This window comes from Paenalcaligenes sp. GW821-LYS-B07-1 (genome assembly GCF_058803365.1).
In genome coordinates, this window is the sequence record NZ_CM179516.1 from 1,478,141 (window position 1) to 1,502,162 (window position 24,022).

Consider the following 24,022-nt stretch of genomic DNA (forward strand, 5'->3'; position numbering starts at 1 on the left):
TTAGGGGCGTAGTCTATAGCCAGTACGGAAAATCTGGGCAATGACGGCGATACACAACAACATGAATAAGCAGGTCATGCCCAGGCTTAATGCCACATTCACATCGGCCACACCATAAAAACTCCATCTGAAGCCGCTCACCAAATACAGTACGGGATTCAGTAGGCTGACGTTTTGCCAGAAGCTAGGCAGCATATCAACGGTATAGAAACTACCCCCCAAGAAAGTAAGCGGGGTAATAATCAGCATGGGTACCAGTTGCAGCTTTTCAAAGTTATCCGCCCATAAGCCCACAATAAAGCCTAATAGGCTGAATGTCATGGCAGTGAGCAGTAAGAAGGCAACCATCCAAAATGGGTGTTCTACATGAAAAGGCACGAATATCTTGGCAGTAATCAAAATGATGGTGGCCAAAATAATGGACTTGGTTGCCGCAGCCCCCACAAAGCCTAACGTGATTTCTGCGTAAGACACTGGTGCTGACAGAATTTCGTAAATGGTGCGTGAGAATCGGGGAAAATAAATCCCGAATGAGGCATTGGATACGCTATGCGTCAGTACGGAGAGCATCACCAAACCAGGCACAATAAACGAGCCGTAACTTACGCCTTGTACTTCGTGTATGCGTGGGCCAATGGCTGCCCCAAACACCACAAAATACAGTGCGGTAGAAATGACCGGAGCAATAATGCTTTGCAGCAATGTGCGCCTAGTACGTGCCATTTCAAACTTATAAATAGCGAATAAAGCACGCAGATTCATGCCGGTTTCTCCATGAGGCTGACAAAGATTTCTTCTAACGAGCTGCGATGAGTGTCTATATCCTGAACAGGAATATGGTGCAACTCTATGGCCTTGAGAATAGTGGCAATACTCAGATCGGCATCATCGGTTTTGTAGTGGTACAGCAAAGCCATGCCGTCTTCTGCTAAGACCAAACCTAAATCGGCTAAGTCATCAGGTAGGGCAGTAATAGGGTTTTGCAGTTGCAGGCGCATGGTTTTCTCGCCAAACTTTTGCATTAACTGCTGTTTGTTTTCTACCAGTAGCAGTTTGCCCCCTTGAATAATGCCAACTCTATCAGCCAGCTCTTCGGCTTCTTCAATATAGTGGGTGGTCAAAATAATGGTGACGCCTTGATCACGTAATTGGCGTACTAGTTCCCACATATCTTGGCGTAAGCTCACGTCCACGCCTGCAGTGGGCTCATCCAAAAATAAAATAGCGGGTTCGTGCGACAACGCTTTGGCGATCAAGACGCGGCGCTTCATGCCACCAGATAACGCAATTTGCGGATTCAGGCGTTTTTCCCAGAGGCTTAAGCTTTTGAGGATTTTTTCTACCAGTGCGGGATCAGGGGCTTTACCAAATAAGCCACGGCTAAAACTCACGCTGTTCAACACATTTTCAAAGCTTTCGGCACCAATTTCTTGGGGAACTAAGCCTATACGCGAACGTGCTTGGCGGTATTGTCGTTTGTAGTCAAAACCGTCAATGGTCACAGAACCGTGACTGGCGTTTACCAGTCCGCATATAATGCTAATCAAGGTGGTTTTGCCGGCACCGTTTGGGCCTAGCAAGGCAAAAATCTCGCCTCGTTGTATGTTTAGGCTGACATTATCCAGCGCTTGAAAGCCATTGGCGTAGCGCTTGGACAAACCGTCAATCTGTATCACAGTTGGGTCAGATGTGTTCATGGTATGTGACATGAGAGTGAACACCAAAAATAGAAATGGCCTCTAGTATACGTGCCCCGCACACGATACGACGTAGTAGCAAAGTCGTGATTGGGGATTTGGCTGATTAGGTAAGGTGGTAAACGGGTGGATCTGCAAAACTTCGGAGCTGAAGCTGAGCAACGCTATATGGATAGGGCGCTAGAGCTAGCTATGCAAGCTTGGGCGTGCGGAGAGGTGCCTGTAGGTGCTGTCGTTGTAGATACACAAGGGCAAATCATTGGTGAAGGGTATAATCGTACAATTACCACGCCAGACCCCACTGCGCACGCCGAGGTGGTGGCATTGCGGGAAGCTGCGAGTAAGGTAGGTAATTACCGTTTGCCAGGTGCTAGCGTATACGTCACCTTAGAGCCCTGTGTGATGTGTATGGGGGCGATGTTGCATGCACGTGTAGGCCGTGTGGTATTTGCGGCTACAGACCCTAAAACGGGGGCGTGTGGCAGCGTATTATGTTTGCAGCATACCCAGTTGAATCATCAAACCATTGTTGAGCAAGGTCTGCGAGAAACCGAAGCAGCCGATTTGCTACGTCGTTTCTTTAAAGAGCGACGCGCTCAACAAAAAGCACAACGCAAGTCGTGCGACAGCGAAAGTCCTACAGATAGCGAAAACGCTTAAATCTGCTTATAGATGTGCCTTGCCTGCGAGAGCAGGATGGGTGCACTATCTTGTTTCAGTTAAATTTGTGTGAGTCAGCCAAACCATGAGCCAGCATCATCACCATTCTTGTACCTGCAGTGACCATCATCATGAACACGATGCGGTATATGTGATTTCACCTTCTAGTGCGGTGAAAGAGCCGGTTCAGTTAGAACGTGCCACACAATGTTTGAAAACACTGGGTTTTGAAATGGTGTTAGACCAAGATGCTTTGGCTCGCCATCAGCGTTTTGCTGGTACGGATGAACAGCGCTTGGCAGCTATTGAGCGTTCTATTCATGTAGAGCAGAACATTATTTTGGCTAGCCGTGGTGGTTACGGTATGTCCAGATTACTGCCGCACATTAACTGGAGAGCTATTGCTGATAGTGGCAAACGTTATGTGGGACACAGTGATTTCACCGCCTTTAATTTGGCGTTGTTGGCGCAAACAGGTGCGATCAGTTATGCAGGCCCTTGCGCTGCATTTGATTTCGGTGCCGAAGAAGTAGACGATTTAACCGCCGATTTATTCGCGGAAACCATGCGTCACGAACTGGAAGTGTTGAGTTTTGAATCGTTTGGCTCAGATCCAGTCGATGAGCGTGGTGTTTTATGGGGTGGGAATTTAGCCATGTTGTGCTCGTTGATGGGCACACCCTATTTCCCTAATGTGGAAAACGGCATTTTGTTCATTGAAGATGTGAGTGAACACCCATATCGCATTGAACGCATGCTGAGCCAGTTGCTGTATGCCGGCGTGTTGGATAAACAGCATGCCATCTTGTTGGGTAACTTTAGCCACTACAAACTGAGCGACGAAGATAGAGGTTTTGATCTAGATGTCGTGGTTCAGTGGTTACGTGCCAACACTAAAACGCCAATTATTAACGGCTTACCCTATGGCCACACTGAAGTAAAAGCCACGTTGCCAGTAGGCAAACAGGTGGGTGTGGCATGGGAAGACGACATGGCGTACTTATTGATAGACGAGCACGTTCACGACTAAACGTGTACTCGTTCGGGGAGTGTGTGGGGCTGTGCTTTGTCACAGCCCTTGCTACACTTGAAGGTTTTAGTTTTTAGCGAATTACAATAGCGTGATCTCCACTGCAAATCTCACCATCCAATTTGGTGCCAAACCTCTTTTTGAAAATGTGAACGTCAAGTTCGGCGGCGGTAACCGTTACGGCTTGATTGGTGCCAACGGTTCGGGCAAATCTACGTTCATGAAAATTATCGGCGGTGACTTGGAAGCCACTTCCGGTAACGTGACGCTGGACCCGGGCCTGCGTATGGGTAAACTGCGTCAGGATCAGTTTGCGTTTGAAGACCAACGTGTGTTGGATGTGGTCTTGATGGGGCACACAGAAATGTGGCGTGTCATGAGTGAGCGCGATGCCATTTATGCCGACCCCGAAGCTACTGAAGAAGACTACTTAAAAGCAGCTGATCTGGAAATCCAGTTTGCTGAGTTTGATGGTTACACTGCCGAATCACGTGCGGGTGAACTGTTGCTGGGCTTGGAAATTCCCGTCGAGCAACACACGATGTTGATGTCGCAAATCGCACCCGGCTGGAAGCTGCGTGTGTTGCTGGCTCAGGCATTGTTCTCAAACCCTGATGTGCTGCTGCTAGACGAACCTACCAACAACTTGGATATTCATACTATCCGTTGGTTGGAAGACGTACTAAACAGCTACCAAAGCACCATGATTATCATCAGTCACGATAGGCACTTCCTGAATCAGGTGTGTACGCACATGGCTGACTTGGATTACGGCGAACTGCGCGTGTACCCAGGTAACTACGATGACTACATGCTGGCATCTACCCAAGCGCGTGAGCGTCAGCTGAATGCCAATGCTAAAGCTAAAGAGCGTATTACTGACTTGCAAGACTTCGTGCGTCGATTCTCGGCGAACAAATCTAAAGCCAGACAGGCTACTGCTCGTATCAAGCAGATCGATAAGATTAAATCTGACACCGTAGAAGTCAAACCATCTTCACGTCAGAACCCGTACATCCGTTTTGAGCAAACCAAACCGTTGCACCGTTTGGCAGTGAAAACCGAACTGGTCAGCAAATCGTATGACCGTCCTATCGTGAACCGCTTGAACTTAGCTGTAGAAGCTGGTGAGCGTATTGCGATCGTAGGTGCAAACGGCGTGGGTAAAACCACATTGCTGCGACTGCTGGCACAAGACTTGGCGACCGATTCCGGTACCTTAACGTGGTCTGAAAACGCCGACATCGGTTACATGGCGCAGGACGTATCGGACCAGTTTGATACTGATGCTAACTTGTTTGATTGGTTGAGCGAGTTCCGTAAAGCAGGGGATGACGATCAAGCCATGCGTTCTGTGTTAGGGCGTTTGTTGTTCTCGGCAGATGAAATCAACAAGTCGGTCAACGTACTGTCTGGTGGTGAGAAAAACCGCTTAAGTTTTGGTCGCTTGATGCTGGGTAGGCACAACGTATTGTTGATGGATGAGCCTACCAACCACTTGGACATGGAGTCCATCGAGTCCTTGCAAATGGCCTTGGAAAAATACCCTGGCACCTTGATTGTGGTTTCTCATGACCGAGAGTTTGTGGGCGGCGTGGCACAACGTATTCTGGAAGTGATGCCAGACGGTAAGATCGAAGACTTCGTGGGTAACTACGATGATTACTTGACCTACCGCGGTTTGGATTCCTAACGGAGTGACTATGCTGTGCAGTTTGACAGGGGTGCATCAGTTTGAGGAAGACATCAAACGTAGCCGTTTTTTGGCTATTGCTGCCCCTGTTAACACGGTAGAAGATGCTATGCGCTTCTTAGAAGCGCATAGTGTACCTGACGCTACACACAACTGCTGGGCCTACAAAATAGGCAATAACTACCGTTTTAATGACGATGGTGAACCAGGTGGTACGGCGGGAAAACCCATTTTGCAGGCCATAGAAGGGCAGCAGTGCGACGAAGTCGTGGTGCTAGTGATTCGCTGGTTTGGTGGTGTAAAGCTTGGCACAGGTGGTTTGGTGCGGGCATATGGTGGTGTCGCAGCGCAATGCTTGCGACTGGCTGAGAAGCGCGAAATTATCGCCTTGGCCGAAATAGACTGTACCTGTAGCTTTAGCGATATGGCGTTGGTGCGTTCCCGGTTTGAACAGCACGGCGTGCAAGTTGTCACCGAAGATTTTGATGCCGAAGGTGTGGTGTGGCGCTTAGCCATACCCGTAGAAAACGTGCCTGAGTTTGAAAATTCCTTCACCAATATGACGCGCGGGCAGGGCCTGTTTGAGAAAGTCAAAGCGCCTGAAGAAGAATAAGAATTACGTGCCATAGGAATAACGGGTAAACCCCTATAATCCAAAAGGTGCAACCTCATTATACTCTCGGTTGTTTTTTGTTATTGCTAATCACGCAGTGGCAACATACGGCTGGCTTGTAGGGAAGTGGGCAGCTTCTAAAAACACAAGCTTATTCAGATCAAGGAGACATAGTGAGTCAACAAAACGAGGCCGCAGTAGCGTCAAAGGTTTCGCATAAACGCGTACTTATAGCGAGTTTAACGGGTAGTTCCATTGAGTGGTTTGACTACTTTTTGTATGCCACCACCGCAGCGTTGGTATTCAATAAAGTGTTCTTTCCTACCGTTGACCCAGTCGTTGGGTTGATGCTGGCATACCTGTCTTTTGCGCTCACATTTTTCATTCGCCCATTGGGTGGTTTCATTTTTGCGCACATTGGTGACCGTATTGGCCGTAAGCGTACACTGGTGATAACACTGTCCTTGATGGGTGGTGCAACCGTAATGATTGGCTTGCTGCCTGGCTATGATGACATCGGTATTTTGGCGCCGATCTTGCTGATCGTTTTCCGCTTGATCCAAGGCTTGGGGATTGGTGGTGAGTGGGGCGGTGCGCTGTTGCTGGCCTACGAATACGCGCCTAAAAACCGTAAAGGTTTGTACGGCAGTGTGCCGCAAATGGGTGTGACCATCGGTATGTTGCTGGCTACGTTGGCTATGACGTTGATGAGCCTGCTGCCTGATGAAGATTTCTTGAAATGGGGCTGGCGTGTACCATTTATTGCCAGTGCTGGTTTGGTGTTCTTGGGCTTGTGGATTCGTAACGGTATTGATGAAACACCAGCCTTTAAGAAAGCGAAAGAAAGCGGTGATATCTCACGTATGCCTATTATGGAAACACTGACTACGCACCGTCGTGAAGTGTTGATAGCCATTGGTGCTAAAGTGGTTGAAACGGCACCGTTCTACATTTTCTCTACCTACGTAGTGAGCTATGCTACTGGTGCGTTGGATTTCAACCGTTTTGATGTACTGAACGCCGTAACGATTGCTACCTTGGTAACCACTATCTGCATTCCGCTGATGGGCTTGTGCTCTGACTACGTAGGCCGTAAACGCCTGTTTATGCTGGGTGCAGTGGCAATGGGCCTATATGCCTTCCCATACTTCATGATGCTGGATAGCGGTAGCACCACCCTGTTGTTGATCGCAACGGTAGTAGGTCTGGGAATTATCTGGGCACCTATTACTGCTGTATTGGGTACCATGTTCTCGGAAATTTTCTCAACACGTGTTCGCTACACCGGTATCACTTTGGGTTACCAGATTGGTGCAGCCTTGGCGGGTGGTACAGCACCACTGATCGCTACATGGTTGATGGATAAATACGATAACTCGTGGACACCTGTTGCGGTGTACATCGTACTAACAGCACTAATTTCGCTGTTTGCGGTGGCAACAGTACGTGAACAAAAAGCTCAGTAATACCAACTTACTGTAGCGAATAAAAAAGCGGGGGCATGCCCCCGCTTTTTTGTGCATAGAGTCAGCTAACGCATGTGATGTAGTGCGTTAGCAGCACGCCGTACGTGGGCTCACTCCCATACTCTCATACCTGCTGGCACCGAATAGCGTAGCCCGTCGTATTGCAACTTGCTGCGGCTGGTCGTGTTTTCTACCTCCGTTTCATTGCAGTCACCGTTTGCATCTGCCTTGGCTTCTGAGTTATTACGTTTGGTAGTGATCAGAATCTCTGCGCCTCTGTGCTGATTGGGCTTCCCCACTGCTAGGGTGCGGGTCAGGCTAGAAAAGGTGCCATTGCATAGGCCATCCCATTCGCCTGTGTGACGTTCTACCTCAAGGTTAAGCAGTAGGGGGCGTAGCGTCGTGTCTTTTAAATTAAATAGCAATAAACCCGTTTGGTAAAACGGGTTCACGCGTGAGGCGCCTCGGTGTGACATGCGCACCCCAAAGGCCAAGCGGCCCTCTACCAGTCTATAGGGTGCTGTGTCTATGTCTATCATGCTGAGACTAATGGCGTCATCGTCAATAAGCCCATCAATGCGGTGCTGCGCGACAGGGCTAAGAGTGTCATGGCGCAGTACGGCAACGACCAGATCGCCGGTGGCATAGTGATCGCCTTCATCGGTAAGCAGCGGTAGCGCTACCAACAGGTGTTCGGGCTGTGCAGGCCATTGTCGGCATACCATCGCGTAGGGCGACATTCCTAGATAGCTATCGGTAGATATTCTGGCGGTAGCACCCTCTACTGTGAAATCTGTTTCGGAGACTTTTTCTGCTTGTGGGTAGAGGGCTCGTAGAATGGTTTCGGCTCGTTCACCGCATTCGTTGGATCGCTCTTGGGCGATTACTGCACCAGAGGCAACAGAGAGCGTGATGGCAGCAACAGTTAGGGCTAGGAAACGTGGAGGCATAAAGTGAGTCTTGTGTTCCAAGGTAAGCGATAGGGAGCGGGTTGTATGTGTGTTTGATCGTTAGAGCATTTGCCGCCATGCTTGGCAATGGTATCGCAGACTGTGCAGAAATGTTGGGTGCTTAGGTGCTCTCTTGACCCTCATCAACCTCTCAAATTGCTGTTAGGGGCATAGTAATAGTGAAAGCATAAATTATTCACCCTTGTACAAAAAGGAGCATTTATGATTCGTGAAGTTGAAGGGGACATCCTGCTGACCCACGCCCAGTTAATCGCCCACGGTATTGCGCCACAAGATCCATTTGATAGTGGTTTGGCATTGGCACTACGCGAGCGTTGGCCTTCTATGGTGCGTGATTATAGGCATGCCGTGCGTGCCAATTCTATTAATCCAGGTGAAGTATGGCCGTGGGCTGGTGTGGATGAAGATGCGAGTGTGCGTCGCATTTTGAATCTGGTAACCCAGAACAATTTGGGTGATGGCAAAACAGCTCGCGCCGGTAAAGCTACCTTGGAAAACGTACGCCATGTATTGCAGAGCTTGGCGAAATACGTGCAAGCAGAGGGCATTACCAGCGTTGCAATACCACGCCTTGCCACGGGTGTAGGTGGCTTGGAATGGAGCGATGTGAAGCCCCTAGTTCAGCAGTATCTAGGCGAATTAAAAATTCCTGTGATTGTGTACGAGGTTTATCAGAAGGGCGTGGCAGCAGATGAGAAGCTGTGACGCTAGCAAGTACCTGTAGCAGTGAATCGTTAGTATGGTGCTAGCGTTGCTAATGCCTGTTGTTGAGTAGGACGCATCATGCAAACGATAAGAGGGCGGCGATTATTCGCTGCCCTTTTTTATGACACTATGGCGCTGCGTTTTTGTTGCAAAGTAACCGAGGGGCGTACTCCAAATTGCCGTTGGTAATCGGCCGAGAATTGCCCTAAATGACAAAAGCCTGTTTGCAGCGCCAGTTCAGTGACGGTTGCTGATTTAGGGTCTGCCTCTAGCAATAGCTGATGTATATGCTGCAAACGTTGTTGCTTCACATATTGCATGGGGCTAAGCCCTACAAAGCTTTTGAAACCACTGTATAGGCTACTGCTGCTAATGTCAGCGGCGGTGGCTATTTGGCTAATAGTGAGTGCTGCATTTAAATTCTGCGCTACATAGTCTTTGGCTTTCTTGATGGCATGTGGGGTGATAGTGGTTGACTGTTGTAAGGGCTGGTTATGTGGCCATAGGTCTAGCAAAGTAGCCAAAAAAGTTTCTTCTAACCGCTGTCTAGCTTCTGGACGGTCAAATAAAACCCCCTCAGAGGCTTCAGCAAACTGCCATTGCAACATATGCCAAAGACTGTACCCAGCCTCTTTCTGCAAAGAAAGCAGCGGGGCGAATTGCAGTAAACCTTGTAGGGGGCGCTGGTAATGCTGCTGAAAAAACTGTTCTAAGCTGTGCCGGTTGATGCGCACAAATAGCTTATTAGTGGTGTCGGCGTGCTGCATCGCAAACTCTTGCTCAGGGTTAATGATGGCAGCCACGGTGAGGTCATAGTCTAAATGCTGGTTATGTAGGTGTAGCTGTTCTTTGCCATGCACGGGCAGTTGCAGCAAATAGAAGTCTTGTAAGGGCTGGGGCGCAATGTGTACGGTTGTGCCATAGCGTAAACGCCCAAAGCCTAAGTGGGTGCCCGGCCGATAATAAAGTTCGGTATTCAGCGAGTGCTTAGGATTGCGTAGATGCAGTTGGTGGGGGCACAGTACCTGAGCGATGTGCGACTGCACTTGCTCGGGGTCTGTAGAGCGTAATTGCTTATGGCGTTCAAGAGCGCACTGCATGATGAGCCCCACCCGTAATGAGTAAATTATTATAGTAATGAATAGTTTAGTCCTAACCTATTGGTGTATTCACGTAGTACATATAGGCAGCTGTAGCAATGCCTACCACTGGTTTTCCCTAGCGAAGTTTGCTGTGTTTTTTAGATAGTGCTGCAGTTTTTTGATAGCGAGTTATAGGCCTGGTTCTTAGAATTTCAGGCAGAAATAAAGCAAATCGCTAACAGGAGACAAGCATGAGTCAGAATAGTTTGCTGCAAAGTAAGCATTTTTTATTGGGTACCTTTGCCAGTAATTGTGGTGGTGGCATGACAGTGTCGAAGTTGCCTGATCGCTGGCAGGCTACATGGGAAAACAACCTTAAACTGGCGCAGTTGCTAGACGATGCCGGCATTGATTTCATGTTGCCTATTGCTCGCTGGGTGGGCTACCGAGGTGAAACCGATTTCCATGGCTATGTACTGGAAACCGTGACGTGGGCAACGGCATTACTGGCTCGTACTAAGAACATCAATATCTTTGCAACGGTACATACCGTTGCGAATCATCCTGTTGTGTTGGCTAAACAAATTGCCACCATGGCACAAATGAGTGGTAACCGGGTTGGGCTGAATATTGTGGCGGGCTGGAACAAGCCTGAGTACGATGCGCTGGGTTTGGATTTACCTAACGATCACGAAACCCGCTATGGCTATGCCCAAGAGTGGTTTGATGTGGTGCGTAAGTTGTGGGATCACGAAGGTAGGTTTAACTGGGAAGGTAAATACTTCAACTTGCATCAGGTGCATGGCGATCCACGCCCCGATTGCCATCCCCCTATTTTTAACGCGGCCGGTTCAGGGCAGGGGCGTGATTTTGCCAGCCAAAATGCAGACTTTCTATTTACGCCAGCGATGGAGCTAGAGCGTTCACGTAACGAAGTGGCCGAGCTGACACAAAAAGCAGCCGACAAAGGGCGTACTGTAGGAGTGATGACGTTCTCGCATGTGATCTGTAGACCTACGCAAGCCGAGGCGGATGCTGAATGGCAGCGCATGTTAGATAACGCCGATGAAGGTGCCGTAGATAATTTGGTGAACCTACAGTTTGCGCATGCACATTCTTTTCCGCACGAACTACTGGCACAAATACGTGAACGTATGGCGGTAGGGCATGGTGGTTTCCCCTTGGTGGGTACGCCAGAACGCGTGGCTGATTTGATCTGTGCATTACACGATGCCGGCTTTAGGGGCACGACACTGTCATTCTTTGATTATGTCAAAGAGTTCCCATACTTCCGCGATGAAGTATTGCCGTTGTTGAGTGCCAGAGGCATTCGCCCGTAATTGGAGCAGGGCATGATGACTATAGAGAGAACCGAGGCTAGCAGTCGCTATAAGCAAGGTATGCGCCATTTGGCTGGTGCCATCAGTGTGATTGCGAAGTAGAGGAAATCGTGATGTGTCACAGCCATGCCGTGGTGGTGGCTCGTGTACTGCAGATACAGGCAATTGAAGGAATGACTCCAGCTCCTTTACTGTATTGGCAAGGCCAGTTTGGCACCCTGCAAGCGAGGGTTGCGTAAAACACTATTCCAGAAGCTGTAATGGCTGCGAGTTGCTGTTGTTGTCACGCAGGCGTTGCGGTTTTTTTTTGCAGTATCAGTAATCAGAAATGGTTAGTGGTACTGTTTTTTTTGCCTAAAAAAGTCTGTGATTATAGCCACGTAGATTGCTACAAACCTTGGCAAGGCTTACGTTTTGCGGGTTTGAGTTGAATGGTGTATACGCATGCGAGCGAGCGAGTTGGGCCGGCAATTAAAGTATTAGGGCTTTCACCAATTACGCATATTTAGTTTAGAAATGAATAATACATAAGTAAACATTGCCAGAGTGACAAGCTAGGCTTGGCTCTTTTCGTAAGGGTAACAGAGCAAGCGAGATTTCCCATCACCGCATCAAGTATTGATTCCCACATTGACTGGCCAGTAGTGGAAAAAATCAAAATAAGGAGACATCAATGAATACATCAGTTTGGTTGGGCTTTGCTCCTCGCCGTCTAACAGTAGCGTTGTTAGCGGCTGGTGTCAGTATGTCAGCGTGGGCGGAGGATCCCGTCAAAGTGGGGATTGCACTGGATATTTCTGGTCCCTTTGCTGCTTCGGGTGCCGAAGCACGTGACGGTTTTGATTTGGCGATTGAAAAACTGGGCAGCACCTTGGGTGGTAAACCTGCTGAGTTCATTAAAACGGACTATGCCGGTAGCCCAGAGCAAGCGACACAGTTGGTGAACCGCTATTTGCAGCGTGAAAAAATCGACATGTTTACTGGGCCTATCCCGTCTAACGCGGCGTTGGCAGTAGCGCCAGCACTGTTCCGTGCAAAAGTGCCATTTTTGTCCAGCAACCCAGGCCCTAGCCAGTTTGCGGGTGAGCGTTGCAGCCCCTACTTCTTTGGTCAATATCAGAACGATACCTATGACGAAGCAGGCGGTAAGCTGGCCAACGAAAAAGGCTACGCCAATGTGGTCATCATTGCGCCTAACTACCCAGCGGGTAAAGACCACCTGAATGGTTTCAAACGTTTGTACGAAGGTGAGATTCGCGACGAAATCTACACCAAAGTAGGCCAAATCGATTACGCCGCAGAGATCGCTCAAATCCGTAGCCAGAAACCGGATGCTGTGTTCTTCTTCTTGCCTGGCACCATGGGCATTAACTTCGTTAAACAGTACGTGGCAGGCGGTTTGCAAGACATTCCGATGATTGCTCCTGGCTTCTCGGCTGACCAAGACATCATCCCAGCGGTGGGCGATGCCATGCTGGGCGTACAGAACACCGCGCACTGGGCACATGATCTGCCACTGCCAGCCAATACGGAATTCGTAACGGCTTTCCGCGAAAAATACGATGGCCGTTACCCATCGGTGTATGCCGCCATGGCCTACGACACCATCATGGCGATGGATGCTGCCGTACGTGATGCGGGTGGTGCACAAGACAAAGATGCGTTGGTAAAAGCGTTAGAAAACCCTAGCTATGCATCGGTACGTGGCGATTTTACCTATGGTGCGAATCACTATCCAATCCAGAACTACTACGTACGCGTGGTAGAAAAAGACAGCGATGGCAATTTGACTAACAAGCTGGTGGGTACGGTGTTAGAGCAGCACCAAGATGCTTACGTTGCTGAATGCAAAATGTAAGAAAGGGCGGTAAGCATGAACGGGATCTTCATTACTGAGCAATTGCTAAATGGAGTGGGGTTTGGCCTGATGCTGTTTCTGATTGCAGCAGGTCTGACCTTGGTCTTTGGCATTATGGATACCATGAACTTGGCCCACGGGTCGTTGTTCATGGTGGGCGCCTATGTAGCGGCACGTGTGCATGTGGCCAGCGGGTCTATGTGGTTGGCTTTGGCCGTTGCTATTGCTGCTACGGTGGTGGTTGCTTGGCTTCTGGAGTTCCTGATCATGCGGCATTTGTACCGGCGCGATCACCTCGCGCAGGTACTGGCCACCTTCGGCATTATTTTGTTGGCCGACGATGCGGTAAAAGCCATCTGGGGTGCGGCGCCTATTATGGCGCCCATGCCAGAAATGCTGGCAACACCCATTGAGCTTATTCCTGGTTTGCCATACCCCGCCTACCGCTTGATGTTGTTGGCCGCTGGGTTATTGGTAGCCGTAGCGCTGTATGTATTGGTGAACCACACACGTATAGGGATGCTGGTGCGTGCGGGGGCGTCTAACCGTTCCATGGCGGAATTCATGGGTGTGCGCGTAGGGCATATTTTCTCGTTTGTGTTTCTGGTGGGCGCAGCCTTGGCAGCGTTGGCCGGTGCATTAATGGGGCCTATTAGTGCTGTGCAGGTGGGGATGGGCGAGTCCATCTTGATCCCTGCATTAGTAATTATTGTGATTGGTGGTATTGGTTCGGTACGTGGGGCATTTGTGGCCTCGATGATTGTGGGTTTGGTGGACACGTCGGGCCGCGCATTCTTACCACCTATCTTGCGTGAAATTCTTTCTCCTGCGTTGGCCGCAGATTTGGCACCCGCGTTGGCAGGCATTGCTATGTACCTGCTGATGGCTGTTGTGCTGACATTTAAACCAGCAGGGCTGTTCCCTGCGCGAGCCTGAGGAGACTACACATGACTATTGCCATGACTTCGGAACAGGCTAAACCCACGGCTCAGCGTGCAACGACTGCAGGGAGACTCTTTCCGTGGCTAGTGTTTGCAGTATTAGCGGCGTTGCCGTGGTTGCTGCAAGCCTTAGAGCTGGATTATTACATTGGTTTTGTGAACCGCTTACTGATCATGATGATGGCGGTTACGAGTTTGAACTTTATTTTGGGCTACGGTGGTTTGGTGGCGTTGGGGCACGCTGGCTTCATCGGTGTGGGGGCATACACCGTCGTTGCGTGTGTGGATGCTGGCTACAGCTCAGCATGGGCTGCATGGTTCATGGCGCTAGCGGTATCCGGTGTGGTGGCCTTGCTGATAGGTTTGGTGGCACTGCGTACCCGTGGTGTGTACTTCATCATGATCACCTTGGCTTTTGCCGAGATGCTGCATTACCTCGCCATGTCGCTACGCGTGTTTGGCGGTGATGACGGCTATAGCATTTACACGCCGCTCTCCATGGGGGGCTGGTTAGACGACATGTCTTACGGCTTTTATGGCGTGGTGCTGGTGATTGCAGCCCTGATTTTTGCCTTGAACAGCCGCTTGGAAGTATCCAAATACGGCTACGCCTTAAAAGGCACACGTGATAACGAAACTCGTATGGGAGCATTGGGCTTTCCCGTATTCAGACTGCGCTTGGTGGCTTTTGTGGGCGCTGGTGCTGTGGCTGGGTTGTGCGGTGGTTTGTTAGCCAGTAACGACGGTTTTGTGAGCCCATCCCTCATGTTGTGGACGCACTCTGCAGTGCTGATCGTGATGGTAGTGATTGGCGGCGTGGGTAATCGTTGGGGGGGCGTGATTGGTGCAGGCGTGTGGTTAGTACTGGAGGAAGTACTGCGCATGTACACCGATTACTGGCACTGGCCCATGGGCTTATTGCTGCTGTTTGTGGTCTTTGTTGCGCCTAAGGGTATTGCGGCCTGGTTTGAACCAAAGGGGAAAACAGCATGAGTTTGTTTAAAACCGAAGGTGTGGTGAAACGCTTTGGCGGTTTGTTGGCTACAGATAATGTGTCGTTAACAGTAGAAAAAGGCGAGATTCATGCGCTGATTGGGCCTAATGGTGCCGGTAAATCCACCTTGGTTAACCTAATTTCAGGGCTGATCCCGGCCGATCAGGGCCGCACGGTATTGGATGGTAAAGACATTACGGGCATGCCTTCGCACTTACGTGTACGTGCTGGGATGGCGCGCTGTTTCCAAGTAACGAACATCTTTCGTGATGACACGGTGCTGAACAATCTAATGCTGGCAGTGCAGGCGCATTCTGGTACCAGCTTTAGGTTCTTGTCGCGTCGTTCTAATGAGCTGTTGCTGCAAGAGCATGCCGAGCAATTGGCTGCCAAGCTGGATCTGACTCAACACTTGCATCGTATTGCTGGCACGTTGCCGCATGGTGTACAGCGCAAGCTAGATGTGGCGTTGGCATTGGCGTCACGCCCTAAATTACTGCTTCTGGACGAGCCTATGGCAGGTATGGGGCCAGAGGACTCCCTACAAATGGTGGGCATTATTCGTGAATTGCGTAAAGAAACCACCATTTTGCTGATTGAACACGATATGGATGCCGTATTTCAGTTGGCTGATCGTATTTCCGTGCTGGTGTATGGCCGAATTTTGACGTCTGGCACGGCTGAAGAAATACGTAATCACCCGCAAGTGCAAGAAGTGTATTTGGGTACAGAAGACGATGCAGTGGAGGCGATGGTATGAGTAGCAGCAATACTGGGACCTTACTGTCCTGCAAAAATGTGGAAGCCGGTTATGGCGCAAGCCAAGTGCTGTTTGGCGTAGGGCTGGAAGTACGTGAAGGCGAGGTAGTGACCTTACTAGGGCGTAACGGCATGGGTAAAAGCACCACCATCAAAACCATTATCGGTGCGCTGAAACCTAGAGGCGGTGAAATTCACTTTGCAGGTGAAAAACTTAACGGTCTTAAAGCCGATTCCATTGCACGTCGTGGTATTGCCATCGTGCCAGAAGGGCGTATGTGTTTTCCTAACCTCACGGTTGAAGAGCATCTGATCGCTTTTGCCGATAACCGCAGCGGCCAGCAAGACCGTTGGACACTAGACCGTATCTATTCGATTTTCCCTAGGCTCAAAGAACGCTATCGCAACTTGGGTAGCCAATTATCTGGTGGCGAGCAGCAATTGCTGGCCATAGGTAGAGCCTTATCCACCAATCCCAAACTGCTGATTTTAGATGAAGCTACCGAAGGGCTGGCTCCCTTAGTGCGCGAAGAAATTTGGCGGTGTTTGGATATGTTGCGCGACGCAGGCCAGACCATTCTGGTCGTCGATAAATATGTACAGCGATTAATTAGGCTGGCGGACCGACACGTGATTTTAGAAAAGGGGCACGTGGCGTGGCAGGGATCGTCAGCAGAATTGGACAGTGATCGCAGCCTCTGGAAAACGTACCTAGGAGTATAAGCTGGGGCGGTTTCAAGGCAGGGCGATCACAGAACGACAAAGATAAGCCGGAGGAGACCTATGTACAGTGCACACCAAGATACTTTTGCACGAGACAACCTGCCACCACGCGAATGGTGGCCAGAGCTGCTGTTTGATTTACCGGAGTACCAATTCCCTGAGCGCTTGAACTGCGCCACCGAGCTGCTGGATAAACACGTAGCGGAAGGGCGCGGCAATAACGTTTGCATACGCGCCGAAGGTCTGACATGGACCTATGCTGACCTGCAAGAAAAAGCCAATCGCATTGCTAACGTATTGGTAGACAAAATGGGCTTGGTGCCAGGGAATCGCGTGTTGTTGCGATCGGCCAATAACCCCATGTTGGTGGCATGCTGGTTTGCGATCATGAAAGCGGGCGGTATTGCTGTGACCACCATGCCACTGCTACGTGTAAAAGAGCTCACGCCAGTGATTATGGTGTCGCAATCCACCTATGCACTGTGTGATGCGGCATTGGCTGAGGCGCTGCTAGAGGCGCAAGAACAAGAGCCGGTGCTGAAACACATCATGTTCTACCACAGCGATGCAGCAGACAGCCTAGAAACGCTGATGGCGCAAGCCTCACCACATTTTGAGAATGTGGATACCTCTGCTGAAGACTGCTGCTTGTTTGGCTTTACCTCGGGTACTACCGGTATTCCTAAAGCCACCATGCACTTTCACCGTGATGTCATGGCCATTTGTAATGGTTGGGCAAAGCATGTGTTGAAGCCAGTGGCAGATGACGTCTTTATTGGTAGCCCGCCGTTGGCGTTTACCTTTGGTTTGGGCGGGTTGGTGCTGTTCCCTATGAGCGTAGGTGCCAGCACCGTGCTGCTAGAAAAGAGTACCCCCGAACCGCTATTGGCAGCAGTGCAAGAGTTTGGTGCCACTATTTTGTTTACGGCCCCAACGGCGTACCGTGTGTTGTCGGCACAAGGTGATTTATTACGTAATGGCACATTGCGTAAATGCGTGTCGGCAGGTGAGTCCTTACCTATTGCCACACGTACCGCATGGCGTGATGCTACTGGCATAGAGCTGATTGACGGTATTGGTGCAACCGAGATGCTGCACATTTTTATCTCTCATGACGAAACAACGGTGCGCCCAGGCGCAACGGGTAAACCGGTGCCGGGGTATCAAGCGGCTGTACTGGACGATAACGGTAATGAAGTGCCACCCGGTACAGTAGGCAGATTGGCTGTGAAAGGGCCGGTGGGTTGCCGTTACTTGGCAGATGATCGTCAAAAAGTATACGTACAAAACGGCTGGAACGTCACGGGCGATGCCTATGTGATGGATAAAGATGGTTATTTCTACTATCAGTCGCGTACGGATGATCTGATCATTTCTGCGGGCTACAACATCGCTGCTATAGAGGTAGAAGAAGTGCTGCTGATGCACCCTGCGGTCGCTGAGTGTGCGGTGGTAGGGGTAGCCGATGAACTGCGGGGGCAAGTGGTGAAAGCATTTGTGGTGCTACGTGCAGGGCATACCGTAGGCGAGGCGATGGTGAAGGCACTACAAGACTTCGCTAAGCAAAATGCCGTGCCGTACAAATACCCACGTCAGGTGGCGTTTGTAGAAACCTTGCCGCGTACCTCTACAGGGAAGTTGCAGCGTTTTAGATTGCATACCGAAGCGGAAACCGTGTCCTAATTGGTAGAGCGACAGCCAAAAAAAGCCCATGGATAACACCATGGGCTTTTTGTTGTACTGAGGAATTGATCTAGTGGGACGTAGGGGTAGGGGCTGGGTAATGTTGTTGCAGACTACGTACTAAGTTAGCGGCGAACTCTGTCACGGGTGTGGCGACGTTTAACTGCTGACCTTGTCTGACGATGGCCCCGTTAATGGCTTCGATTTCAGTGGGCTTACGGTTACGTATATCGATAGCCATAGAGGGAATGTGATCGCGCGTGAACTCGGCAACATGCAGCACATGTTGCAAGGCTTTTTCCCTAGAAATCGCTAAGCCCTTAGCTTGGGCGACGTCCGCGGTTTCAAACACGATACGGTCCAGAAGTTGGCGTGACTCAGGGGTGTCTACCACTTGCCCTACGGTTTGCTGCAAGATGCCGCACAAACTGTTTAGCGAGGCATTCACCAGCAGTTTCATCCAAATATCATGCTCCACATTGGCGGAAATGTTGGTGTTTAAGCCTGCTTGATTCATCAGTTCGCACAAGCGTTGTAAGGCAGGGCTAGGTTGATGGTTCAGTGGCCACATCGCTGTGTGCAGGCTGAGGTCACAGGTCACGTGGATGTGGCCAGGTTCTACCAAATCGCTGGTGAGGGTGCTGAAACCGTACACAATTTGTGCAGGGTTTAGCACTTGTTTCATCAGGTCGGTGTTACCCAGTCCATTTTGTAGACTCACCACGACGGTATTGGGGGTGATAGCTTTTTGCAAGCCATCCTGCAGTGCGCCTTGCGTATAGGGATGCTTCACAAACAAAATGACCACATCCATGGCTTCCAGCTCATTGGCATCAGAAACGGCGTGGATGGCAATAGTTTCTGTGCGGTCTGGGTACGAGACCCGTAAACCATGCTGTTTGATCGCCCCTACATGCTGGGTATTTAAATCGTACAGTATGGGTTGGCTGACTTTGCTGAGCAAACTGCCAAACAAGCTACCCATTGCACCCGCACCAATAATGGCTATTTTCATAGTGGTTATTTGATTAAGTTAGGTAGTCCAACCGCAATGACGGGGATGAAAAATACCGCAGCAAGTACAACGAGCTCGATGGTGATGAAAGGCACTGCTGCACGATATATTTGTGGCAGGCGTATAGCCGGTGGCACGACGCTCTGCATCACGATCAGCAGTAAACCAAAGGGTGGGGTGAGCAGGCCGATTTCTAAGGCGATCAACATCATCACGCCTAGCCATACGGTATCGATATTGGCGGCTAACGCCAGTGGCATGAAAAATGGCAGAGTGATCATCATCATGCTGATTTGGTCCAGTACCATACCCATGATCAGCAAGATCAACAGCATGCACAGAATCAGCAAAGCAGGGGACAGATCTAAGCTGCGTATAACATTCAGAAAGCCCGTGCTGGCACCAGAGAAACTCAGCAATTGAGCAAAGGTGGTAGAGGCCGCCAGAATAAACAGAATCACCACAGACACCTTGGCGGTTTCAATCAAGCTTTTCCAAAGAGCGCTAAGCGTAAAGACGCGGTAGATAAAGGTAGCCAGCACAGACGCCAACACACCTATAGCGGCAGACTCAGTAGGAGAGGCCCAACCTATAAGCATAGAACCCACTACCGCTATAAAAATACCCAATAGAGGCAGTACGTTTTTGCAGAATGGGCCCCACTTTTGCCAGCCTTTCAAACCAGAGTCGTCTTGTTCGCTAACAGGTGCATCTTGGGGACGCATAATGCTGCGTATCACGACATAGCCCAAAAAGCCTATGGCCATCAGGATGCCCGGCAAAATGCCACCAATTAGCAAACGCTCAATGGAAATACCAGCCAAGCTACCCATCATCACGGCTAACGCCGAGGGTGGAATCAGCATAGCGATACCGCCTACGGCCATGATGGGGCCCATGGACATCGTAGGGTGATACCCACGGCGCATCATTTCAGGCATCATCATGCCGCCCATCATCGCGGTATTAGCAATGGATGAACCGGACAGCGTGGCAAAGGTTGTACCGCCCAAAATGCTGACGATAGACAGTTTTCCTGGCACGCGGGAAATGGCTTTCTCAATGGCATCAATGGCCCTGAATGCGAGGCCAGTGTGAAAGAGCACTTCACCCATCAGTACAAATAAGGGGATGGGGGTGAGGGAAAAGCTGATTAGTGACGAGTTGGTGTTGCGTACCCATTGGCCTAAGCCTATTTCACCGCCTAAAAACACCCAAGCGCCGATAAGGTTGACGGCTAAGAAGGCAAATACCACGGGCATGCCTACCGCCATGAAGAAAAACAGGGAACCTAGCATCAGTCCCAATGCAAGTGGCCAATCCATGGTTAGTTTCCTTGATGACGCAGGTGATGAATAGACTGGCGCAAGCGGCGGCAGAATTCGATGGTGAGCAGCAGGCTAGCAATCAGCAGCGGCAGATTGAGCCACCATTCAGGAAATACCAATTCTTTAAATACCAGCGTGCCCGTAGTCGCGTTGTCGAGTGCGATGATGTAGGACTGCCAGGTTAAGGTGGCACAGACCACAATACCGATGAGGTTGCAAAGCACCTCTAATTGGCGTGCAAATGCAGCAGGAAGCTTATTGACGATCACGTCCACGCGTATGTGTCCGTTATGGTGCAAAAGCCAAGGCGCACCGGCAAAGGTAGCAATCATCAGCATGTATTCGGACAGTTCTACGCTGGAAGGAATCCAGTCGTAGCCTAGGTTGCGCAGAATCACATCAAAACCAATCAGCAGGCTCATGAGCCCAAAGATAATGGCAGCAAGTGCGCCGCAGGCCGACATGATGAATTTATAGCCGTGCTCCAGCACGCCTACACGAGAAGTAGAGGCTGTTGTCATAATGAGAAGGCAAAAAAGAGGGTGGCCAGACCGATGCGTATCGATCTGGCAGGAGGGCGAATTAAGGTGCGTCGTCGCCGAACAGTGCTTTCAGTTCAGCCACATGAGTAGGGCTGGTTTTAGCAATACCGTCCCAACCTGCTTGGTAAGCAATGGCACGTAGCTCTTGGCCGGCTTCGTCAGACAGCGTAATGGTTTCTACGCCAGCTTCGGCCTGACGTGCTTTTTCTTGTTCAGCACGTTGCAAGTCTTCTTGGTTTAAGGACTCTACCCAGTCGATTTTTTCTTTTAGGAAGGCTTTTTGTGCATCATCCAGCTTGTTCCAGCTGTTTTTATTCATGAACAAGCTGACCTCTACGTTGTAGAAGCCTGGGTCTACGCGGTATTTGGTTTTCTCTTGCCAGCCTAGGTCTAGTACACCCACAGAAGGCCAGCCGTAGCCATCGACAACGCCACGCTCAAGCGCTGTGTAGACCTCGCCGGGAGGTACTTGCAAGGCTGATGCACCTAACGCTTGGAAGAAAGCCAAATACGTAGGTACACTGCGCAGCTTCATTTTCTTCAAATCGCTGGCTTGGGTAACAGGTTTGTTGGTGTAGATATGGTATTGCAGGCCATCGGTAACACGGGCCAGCCACAGCATGTTGGCTTTGTCTTGGTGCAGTTTGTCCATCAGCGCATGGCCGCCATTGGCGCGCAGCTCTTGAATGGAGCGGTCGGTTAACGTCATGGCTAAGGCTTCGGGCACCAAGTTGGCATGAAACACGGCAGAGCTGTTGGCCAGATCAACCACGCCCGCCCGCACGGCATTACCGACTTCAAACGTGGGAATGGCTTCGGGGCCCCCCATAAACTGGATTTGTACTAGCCCTTTACCGTCTTCATTTACCTTATCTACGAAGACTTTGAAGCGGTCGGTAAAGAAGGTGTCGGTGTTAAAAGCACTAACGGCTTTTAGGGTGACTTCTTCAGCTTGAACGCTAAAGAAGGTACATGACAGTAGGGCGGCACCCAGCAGTGTGCGTTTGATCATGATGGTTGTCTCCGTTCCTTGTAATGATCATTTTTAATGTATTTGTTTTCATATTTTTAATACTAAATATATTAATGATGAAATAAAAAAAAGGCATCTAGGGGTTTGCGCTAGTGCCTTGGGAGTAAACGGAAACAGGGTGAAATTAGGTGGGTCTACGCATATCAAATAGCGTGTCGTCAGAGACTTCAAAGAAGTCACCTGGACCACCACCACGTAAGATAGGTTGCGCCGCAGCGGTGTGATACACACCATCTTTAATGAGGGTGGGCGAGATATGTACGGCCACCACTTCGCCTAAGACCATCCAGGTATCGCTTTGCCCGTCCAGTTTTTGTAAGGGGAAGTGCTGCGTGACACGGCACTCTAACGAGACTGGGCTTTCGCCTACGCGCGGCGCAGCAATCATCTGGCCCGGCACAGGCGTGAGCTTGCTGAGTTCGAACTCGTTTACGGGCTGCTCTAGGCTACTGAGGTTCATGGGTACGGCAAGCGGACGGGTGGCCAGATTCCACGTAAATACGCCCGTTTCAATGGCATTGCGCACGCTATCTTTGTAGCCCACACTAGAAAACGCAATGATGGGCGGGCGGTAATTAAAAATATTACAGAAGCTATAAGGCGCTAAGTTGGTTTCGCCTTGGGCATTCTGTGTACCAATCCAGCCAATCACACGTGGGCCCACAATGGCGCTGATGGGGTCGTAGCGTAAACCGTGGCCTTGGCAGGGTTCGTAGGTATGGTAATTGTGCTGCATGGTCAATCTTGTCTCCTAAGCACTAACGGGTAGATAGTTGTTGGGGAATATACGTATAGGGTTCAATATACTTTATAACTAAACTATATTGGCTGCCAACCTAGAAAAAACGCATTCTGTTAATCCTTTCGGGTTTTTGTTAACTTGTTTTCCGAGTATCTGCCATGAGCAATGATTCTGTTTCTTGGGAAAACGTTATGTCTACGGATGCTGATCAGGTGAAAACAATGATCAGTAGTATGTTGACGCCACATAAACTTAGCCTCTTAAAGGCAAGTTCCTTGCAGTCCTGTATACGCCAAGCCAACTTTGGTCAGGTGGATGTGATACGGCTGGGCTATGGGGCGCATGTGCGCATACAGCCAGATGACTTGGTGGACTATTACCTCATACAGATTCCGCAATATGGTCAGGCAACGGTACGTTGTGGGGCAGAAGAAGTAGAGTCCATGCCGGGGGTGGCATCGGTATTAAGCCCAAACGCTGAAATAGACATGAACTGGCAAGCCAGCAACGAGCAAATCATGATCAAGGTAGACCGCTTGTTGTTAGAGCAAACCGCGCAAGACATGGGTATGGACCCCATGGTGAACGGGGTGCATTTTCCGACCAAGTTTGAATGCCACCGCTCGGTTAGCTGGCAGTTGATGTTGCGTTACTTAGTAGACTGTGCCCGCAATTCGCTCTCCATGCAGCGTTCCCCGTTATTGATCAGGCAGATAGAGCAATTGGTAGTGACTACCTTGTTGGGTGAACACCCACCGGTATTGCAATCAGGGCTAAATCGCTTACGCAGCAGTATTTTGCCTAGGCACATTAAACAAGTAGAAAATTACCTGCATGAGCACATAGACCAGCCCATCAACTTAGCGCTGTTGGCGGCTCAGGCACAGGTAAGTGTGCGTACGTTACAGGTGGCATTTAAAGAACATTGTGGCGTCAGCCCCATGCAGTATCTGCGGCAATTGCGCTTAGAGCGCGTACGAGCTGATTTACTCACGCACGGTGATTCGTTGGAATGCTCGGTGGCAGATATTGCGATGCGCTGGGGCTTTGCCCACTTAGGGCGTTTTAGTGCTGCCTACAAAGACCGATTTGGCGAAACGCCTAGCCAGAGTCTGCAGCGGTTGCGGCAGAACCCCGTCTAGGCGCT

At 50.1% G+C, this 24,022-nt stretch carries 24 protein-coding genes; 15 read left to right on the forward strand and 9 right to left on the reverse strand.

The features are described from left to right. Together AC3QL0_RS07010 and AC3QL0_RS07015 are read right to left on the reverse strand one after the other, a co-directional pair. Window positions 1–762, reverse strand: a complete 762-nt coding sequence (locus tag AC3QL0_RS07010; RefSeq protein ID WP_493010696.1) for an ABC transporter permease — start codon at window positions 760–762, stop codon at window positions 1–3. Continuing rightward, a complete protein-coding gene (locus AC3QL0_RS07015; protein ID WP_493010697.1) occupies window positions 759–1,709 on the reverse strand; it encodes an ABC transporter ATP-binding protein in 951 nt (316 codons plus the stop codon). The genes AC3QL0_RS07010 and AC3QL0_RS07015 overlap by 4 nt, the downstream gene beginning before the upstream one ends. A gap of 114 nt (window positions 1,710–1,823) precedes the next feature. Between AC3QL0_RS07015 and tadA the strand changes: the two genes are divergently transcribed. From tadA to AC3QL0_RS07040, 5 genes are all read left to right on the forward strand, one after another. Then, entirely contained in the window at window positions 1,824–2,357 is a 534-nt protein-coding gene (gene tadA, locus AC3QL0_RS07020; protein ID WP_493010698.1) for a tRNA adenosine(34) deaminase TadA, read from the forward strand. A gap of 85 nt (window positions 2,358–2,442) precedes the next feature. Beyond that, window positions 2,443–3,387 (forward strand): LD-carboxypeptidase, encoded by a 945-nt coding sequence (locus tag AC3QL0_RS07025; protein WP_493010699.1) that lies wholly within the window; start codon window positions 2,443–2,445, stop codon window positions 3,385–3,387. A 91-nt stretch (window positions 3,388–3,478) separates the two neighbouring features. Continuing rightward, complete coding sequence (locus AC3QL0_RS07030) at window positions 3,479–5,080, forward strand: ABC-F family ATPase (protein ID WP_493010700.1); 1,602 nt, start codon at window positions 3,479–3,481, stop codon at window positions 5,078–5,080. Window positions 5,081–5,090: 10 nt separating this feature from the next. Continuing rightward, a complete protein-coding gene (locus tag AC3QL0_RS07035; protein WP_493010701.1) occupies window positions 5,091–5,693 on the forward strand; it encodes an IMPACT family protein in 603 nt (200 codons plus the stop codon). A gap of 173 nt (window positions 5,694–5,866) precedes the next feature. Next, complete coding sequence (locus AC3QL0_RS07040) at window positions 5,867–7,159, forward strand: MFS transporter (protein ID WP_493010702.1); 1,293 nt, start codon at window positions 5,867–5,869, stop codon at window positions 7,157–7,159. 110 nt (window positions 7,160–7,269) lie between these two features. On the opposite strand, the gene AC3QL0_RS07045 is transcribed toward AC3QL0_RS07040, so the two are convergent. After that, window positions 7,270–8,109, reverse strand: coding sequence for a PA3715 family protein (locus AC3QL0_RS07045; RefSeq protein ID WP_493010703.1), 840 nt, complete (start codon window positions 8,107–8,109; stop codon window positions 7,270–7,272). 222 nt (window positions 8,110–8,331) lie between these two features. Between AC3QL0_RS07045 and AC3QL0_RS07050 the strand changes: the two genes are divergently transcribed. Then, window positions 8,332–8,835 carry a macro domain-containing protein gene (locus AC3QL0_RS07050; protein ID WP_493010704.1) on the forward strand — a complete coding sequence of 168 codons (504 nt, stop codon included), beginning with the start codon at window positions 8,332–8,334 and terminating at the stop codon, window positions 8,833–8,835. A 119-nt stretch (window positions 8,836–8,954) separates the two neighbouring features. Here the strand turns inward: AC3QL0_RS07050 and AC3QL0_RS07055 are convergent, their stop codons facing one another. Beyond that, on the reverse strand, window positions 8,955–9,935 hold the full coding sequence (locus AC3QL0_RS07055) for an AraC family transcriptional regulator (protein ID WP_493010705.1): 981 nt from the start codon (window positions 9,933–9,935) through the stop codon (window positions 8,955–8,957). 233 nt (window positions 9,936–10,168) lie between these two features. On the opposite strand from AC3QL0_RS07055, the gene AC3QL0_RS07060 reads away from it, so the two are divergent. The 8 genes from AC3QL0_RS07060 (at window position 10,169) to AC3QL0_RS07095 (ending at window position 18,215) form a co-directional block, all read left to right on the forward strand. Then, entirely contained in the window at window positions 10,169–11,257 is a 1,089-nt protein-coding gene (locus AC3QL0_RS07060) for an LLM class flavin-dependent oxidoreductase (RefSeq protein ID WP_493010706.1), read from the forward strand. 113 nt (window positions 11,258–11,370) lie between these two features. Further along, on the forward strand, window positions 11,371–11,496 hold the full coding sequence (locus tag AC3QL0_RS07065; RefSeq protein ID WP_493010707.1) for a hypothetical protein: 126 nt from the start codon (window positions 11,371–11,373) through the stop codon (window positions 11,494–11,496). Window positions 11,497–11,930: 434 nt separating this feature from the next. Beyond that, complete coding sequence (locus tag AC3QL0_RS07070; RefSeq protein WP_493010708.1) at window positions 11,931–13,115, forward strand: ABC transporter substrate-binding protein; 1,185 nt, start codon at window positions 11,931–11,933, stop codon at window positions 13,113–13,115. Between the two features lie 15 nt (window positions 13,116–13,130). Beyond that, window positions 13,131–14,051: a branched-chain amino acid ABC transporter permease gene (locus AC3QL0_RS07075; protein ID WP_135865122.1), complete on the forward strand. Its 921-nt coding sequence runs from the start codon at window positions 13,131–13,133 to the stop codon at window positions 14,049–14,051. Between the two features lie 11 nt (window positions 14,052–14,062). Next, window positions 14,063–15,049, forward strand: a complete 987-nt coding sequence (locus AC3QL0_RS07080; RefSeq protein ID WP_493010709.1) for a branched-chain amino acid ABC transporter permease — start codon at window positions 14,063–14,065, stop codon at window positions 15,047–15,049. Then, entirely contained in the window at window positions 15,046–15,810 is a 765-nt protein-coding gene (locus AC3QL0_RS07085; protein ID WP_493010710.1) for an ABC transporter ATP-binding protein, read from the forward strand. Before AC3QL0_RS07080 ends, AC3QL0_RS07085 begins: the two co-directional genes overlap by 4 nt. Continuing rightward, entirely contained in the window at window positions 15,807–16,532 is a 726-nt protein-coding gene (locus tag AC3QL0_RS07090; protein WP_493010711.1) for an ABC transporter ATP-binding protein, read from the forward strand. The genes AC3QL0_RS07085 and AC3QL0_RS07090 overlap by 4 nt, the downstream gene beginning before the upstream one ends. A gap of 60 nt (window positions 16,533–16,592) precedes the next feature. Then, window positions 16,593–18,215, forward strand: a complete 1,623-nt coding sequence (locus tag AC3QL0_RS07095) for an AMP-binding protein (RefSeq protein WP_493010712.1) — start codon at window positions 16,593–16,595, stop codon at window positions 18,213–18,215. A gap of 70 nt (window positions 18,216–18,285) precedes the next feature. Here the strand turns inward: AC3QL0_RS07095 and AC3QL0_RS07100 are convergent, their stop codons facing one another. The 5 genes from AC3QL0_RS07100 to AC3QL0_RS07120 form a co-directional block, all read right to left on the reverse strand. Then, on the reverse strand, window positions 18,286–19,230 hold the full coding sequence (locus AC3QL0_RS07100) for a ketopantoate reductase family protein (RefSeq protein WP_493010713.1): 945 nt from the start codon (window positions 19,228–19,230) through the stop codon (window positions 18,286–18,288). 5 nt (window positions 19,231–19,235) lie between these two features. Then, complete coding sequence (locus tag AC3QL0_RS07105) at window positions 19,236–20,555, reverse strand: TRAP transporter large permease (RefSeq protein ID WP_493010714.1); 1,320 nt, start codon at window positions 20,553–20,555, stop codon at window positions 19,236–19,238. Between the two features lie 2 nt (window positions 20,556–20,557). Further along, window positions 20,558–21,079: a TRAP transporter small permease gene (locus AC3QL0_RS07110; protein ID WP_493010715.1), complete on the reverse strand. Its 522-nt coding sequence runs from the start codon at window positions 21,077–21,079 to the stop codon at window positions 20,558–20,560. 61 nt (window positions 21,080–21,140) lie between these two features. Continuing rightward, window positions 21,141–22,112, reverse strand: coding sequence for a TRAP transporter substrate-binding protein DctP (gene dctP, locus AC3QL0_RS07115; RefSeq protein ID WP_493010716.1), 972 nt, complete (start codon window positions 22,110–22,112; stop codon window positions 21,141–21,143). Between the two features lie 145 nt (window positions 22,113–22,257). Continuing rightward, window positions 22,258–22,869 carry a flavin reductase family protein gene (locus tag AC3QL0_RS07120; RefSeq protein WP_493010717.1) on the reverse strand — a complete coding sequence of 204 codons (612 nt, stop codon included), beginning with the start codon at window positions 22,867–22,869 and terminating at the stop codon, window positions 22,258–22,260. Window positions 22,870–23,033: 164 nt separating this feature from the next. Between AC3QL0_RS07120 and AC3QL0_RS07125 the strand changes: the two genes are divergently transcribed. Beyond that, window positions 23,034–24,017: an AraC family transcriptional regulator gene (locus tag AC3QL0_RS07125; protein WP_493010718.1), complete on the forward strand. Its 984-nt coding sequence runs from the start codon at window positions 23,034–23,036 to the stop codon at window positions 24,015–24,017. Window positions 24,018–24,022 lie beyond the last annotated feature (5 nt).

Excerpts from the sequence above, each read along its gene's own strand:
- AC3QL0_RS07010 (WP_493010696.1), bottom strand. The coding sequence starts at position 762 with ATGAATCTGCGTGCTTTATTCGCTATTTATAAGTTTGAAATGGCACGT.
- AC3QL0_RS07015 (WP_493010697.1), bottom strand. The coding sequence starts at position 1,709 with ATGTCACATACCATGAACACATCTGACCCAACTGTGATACAGATTGAC.
- AC3QL0_RS07025 (WP_493010699.1), top strand. The coding sequence starts at position 2,443 with ATGAGCCAGCATCATCACCATTCTTGTACCTGCAGTGACCATCATCAT.
- AC3QL0_RS07035 (WP_493010701.1), top strand. The coding sequence starts at position 5,091 with ATGCTGTGCAGTTTGACAGGGGTGCATCAGTTTGAGGAAGACATCAAA.
- AC3QL0_RS07045 (WP_493010703.1), bottom strand. The coding sequence starts at position 8,109 with ATGCCTCCACGTTTCCTAGCCCTAACTGTTGCTGCCATCACGCTCTCT.
- AC3QL0_RS07050 (WP_493010704.1), top strand. The coding sequence starts at position 8,332 with ATGATTCGTGAAGTTGAAGGGGACATCCTGCTGACCCACGCCCAGTTA.
- AC3QL0_RS07055 (WP_493010705.1), bottom strand. The coding sequence starts at position 9,935 with ATGCAGTGCGCTCTTGAACGCCATAAGCAATTACGCTCTACAGACCCC.
- AC3QL0_RS07060 (WP_493010706.1), top strand. The coding sequence starts at position 10,169 with ATGAGTCAGAATAGTTTGCTGCAAAGTAAGCATTTTTTATTGGGTACC.
- AC3QL0_RS07065 (WP_493010707.1), top strand. The coding sequence starts at position 11,371 with ATGTGTCACAGCCATGCCGTGGTGGTGGCTCGTGTACTGCAGATACAG.
- AC3QL0_RS07070 (WP_493010708.1), top strand. The coding sequence starts at position 11,931 with ATGAATACATCAGTTTGGTTGGGCTTTGCTCCTCGCCGTCTAACAGTA.
- AC3QL0_RS07075 (WP_135865122.1), top strand. The coding sequence starts at position 13,131 with ATGAACGGGATCTTCATTACTGAGCAATTGCTAAATGGAGTGGGGTTT.
- AC3QL0_RS07080 (WP_493010709.1), top strand. The coding sequence starts at position 14,063 with ATGACTATTGCCATGACTTCGGAACAGGCTAAACCCACGGCTCAGCGT.
- AC3QL0_RS07085 (WP_493010710.1), top strand. The coding sequence starts at position 15,046 with ATGAGTTTGTTTAAAACCGAAGGTGTGGTGAAACGCTTTGGCGGTTTG.
- AC3QL0_RS07090 (WP_493010711.1), top strand. The coding sequence starts at position 15,807 with ATGAGTAGCAGCAATACTGGGACCTTACTGTCCTGCAAAAATGTGGAA.
- AC3QL0_RS07095 (WP_493010712.1), top strand. The coding sequence starts at position 16,593 with ATGTACAGTGCACACCAAGATACTTTTGCACGAGACAACCTGCCACCA.
- AC3QL0_RS07100 (WP_493010713.1), bottom strand. The coding sequence starts at position 19,230 with ATGAAAATAGCCATTATTGGTGCGGGTGCAATGGGTAGCTTGTTTGGC.
- AC3QL0_RS07105 (WP_493010714.1), bottom strand. The coding sequence starts at position 20,555 with ATGGATTGGCCACTTGCATTGGGACTGATGCTAGGTTCCCTGTTTTTC.
- AC3QL0_RS07110 (WP_493010715.1), bottom strand. The coding sequence starts at position 21,079 with ATGACAACAGCCTCTACTTCTCGTGTAGGCGTGCTGGAGCACGGCTAT.
- dctP (WP_493010716.1), bottom strand. The coding sequence starts at position 22,112 with ATGATCAAACGCACACTGCTGGGTGCCGCCCTACTGTCATGTACCTTC.
- AC3QL0_RS07120 (WP_493010717.1), bottom strand. The coding sequence starts at position 22,869 with ATGCAGCACAATTACCATACCTACGAACCCTGCCAAGGCCACGGTTTA.
- AC3QL0_RS07125 (WP_493010718.1), top strand. The coding sequence starts at position 23,034 with ATGAGCAATGATTCTGTTTCTTGGGAAAACGTTATGTCTACGGATGCT.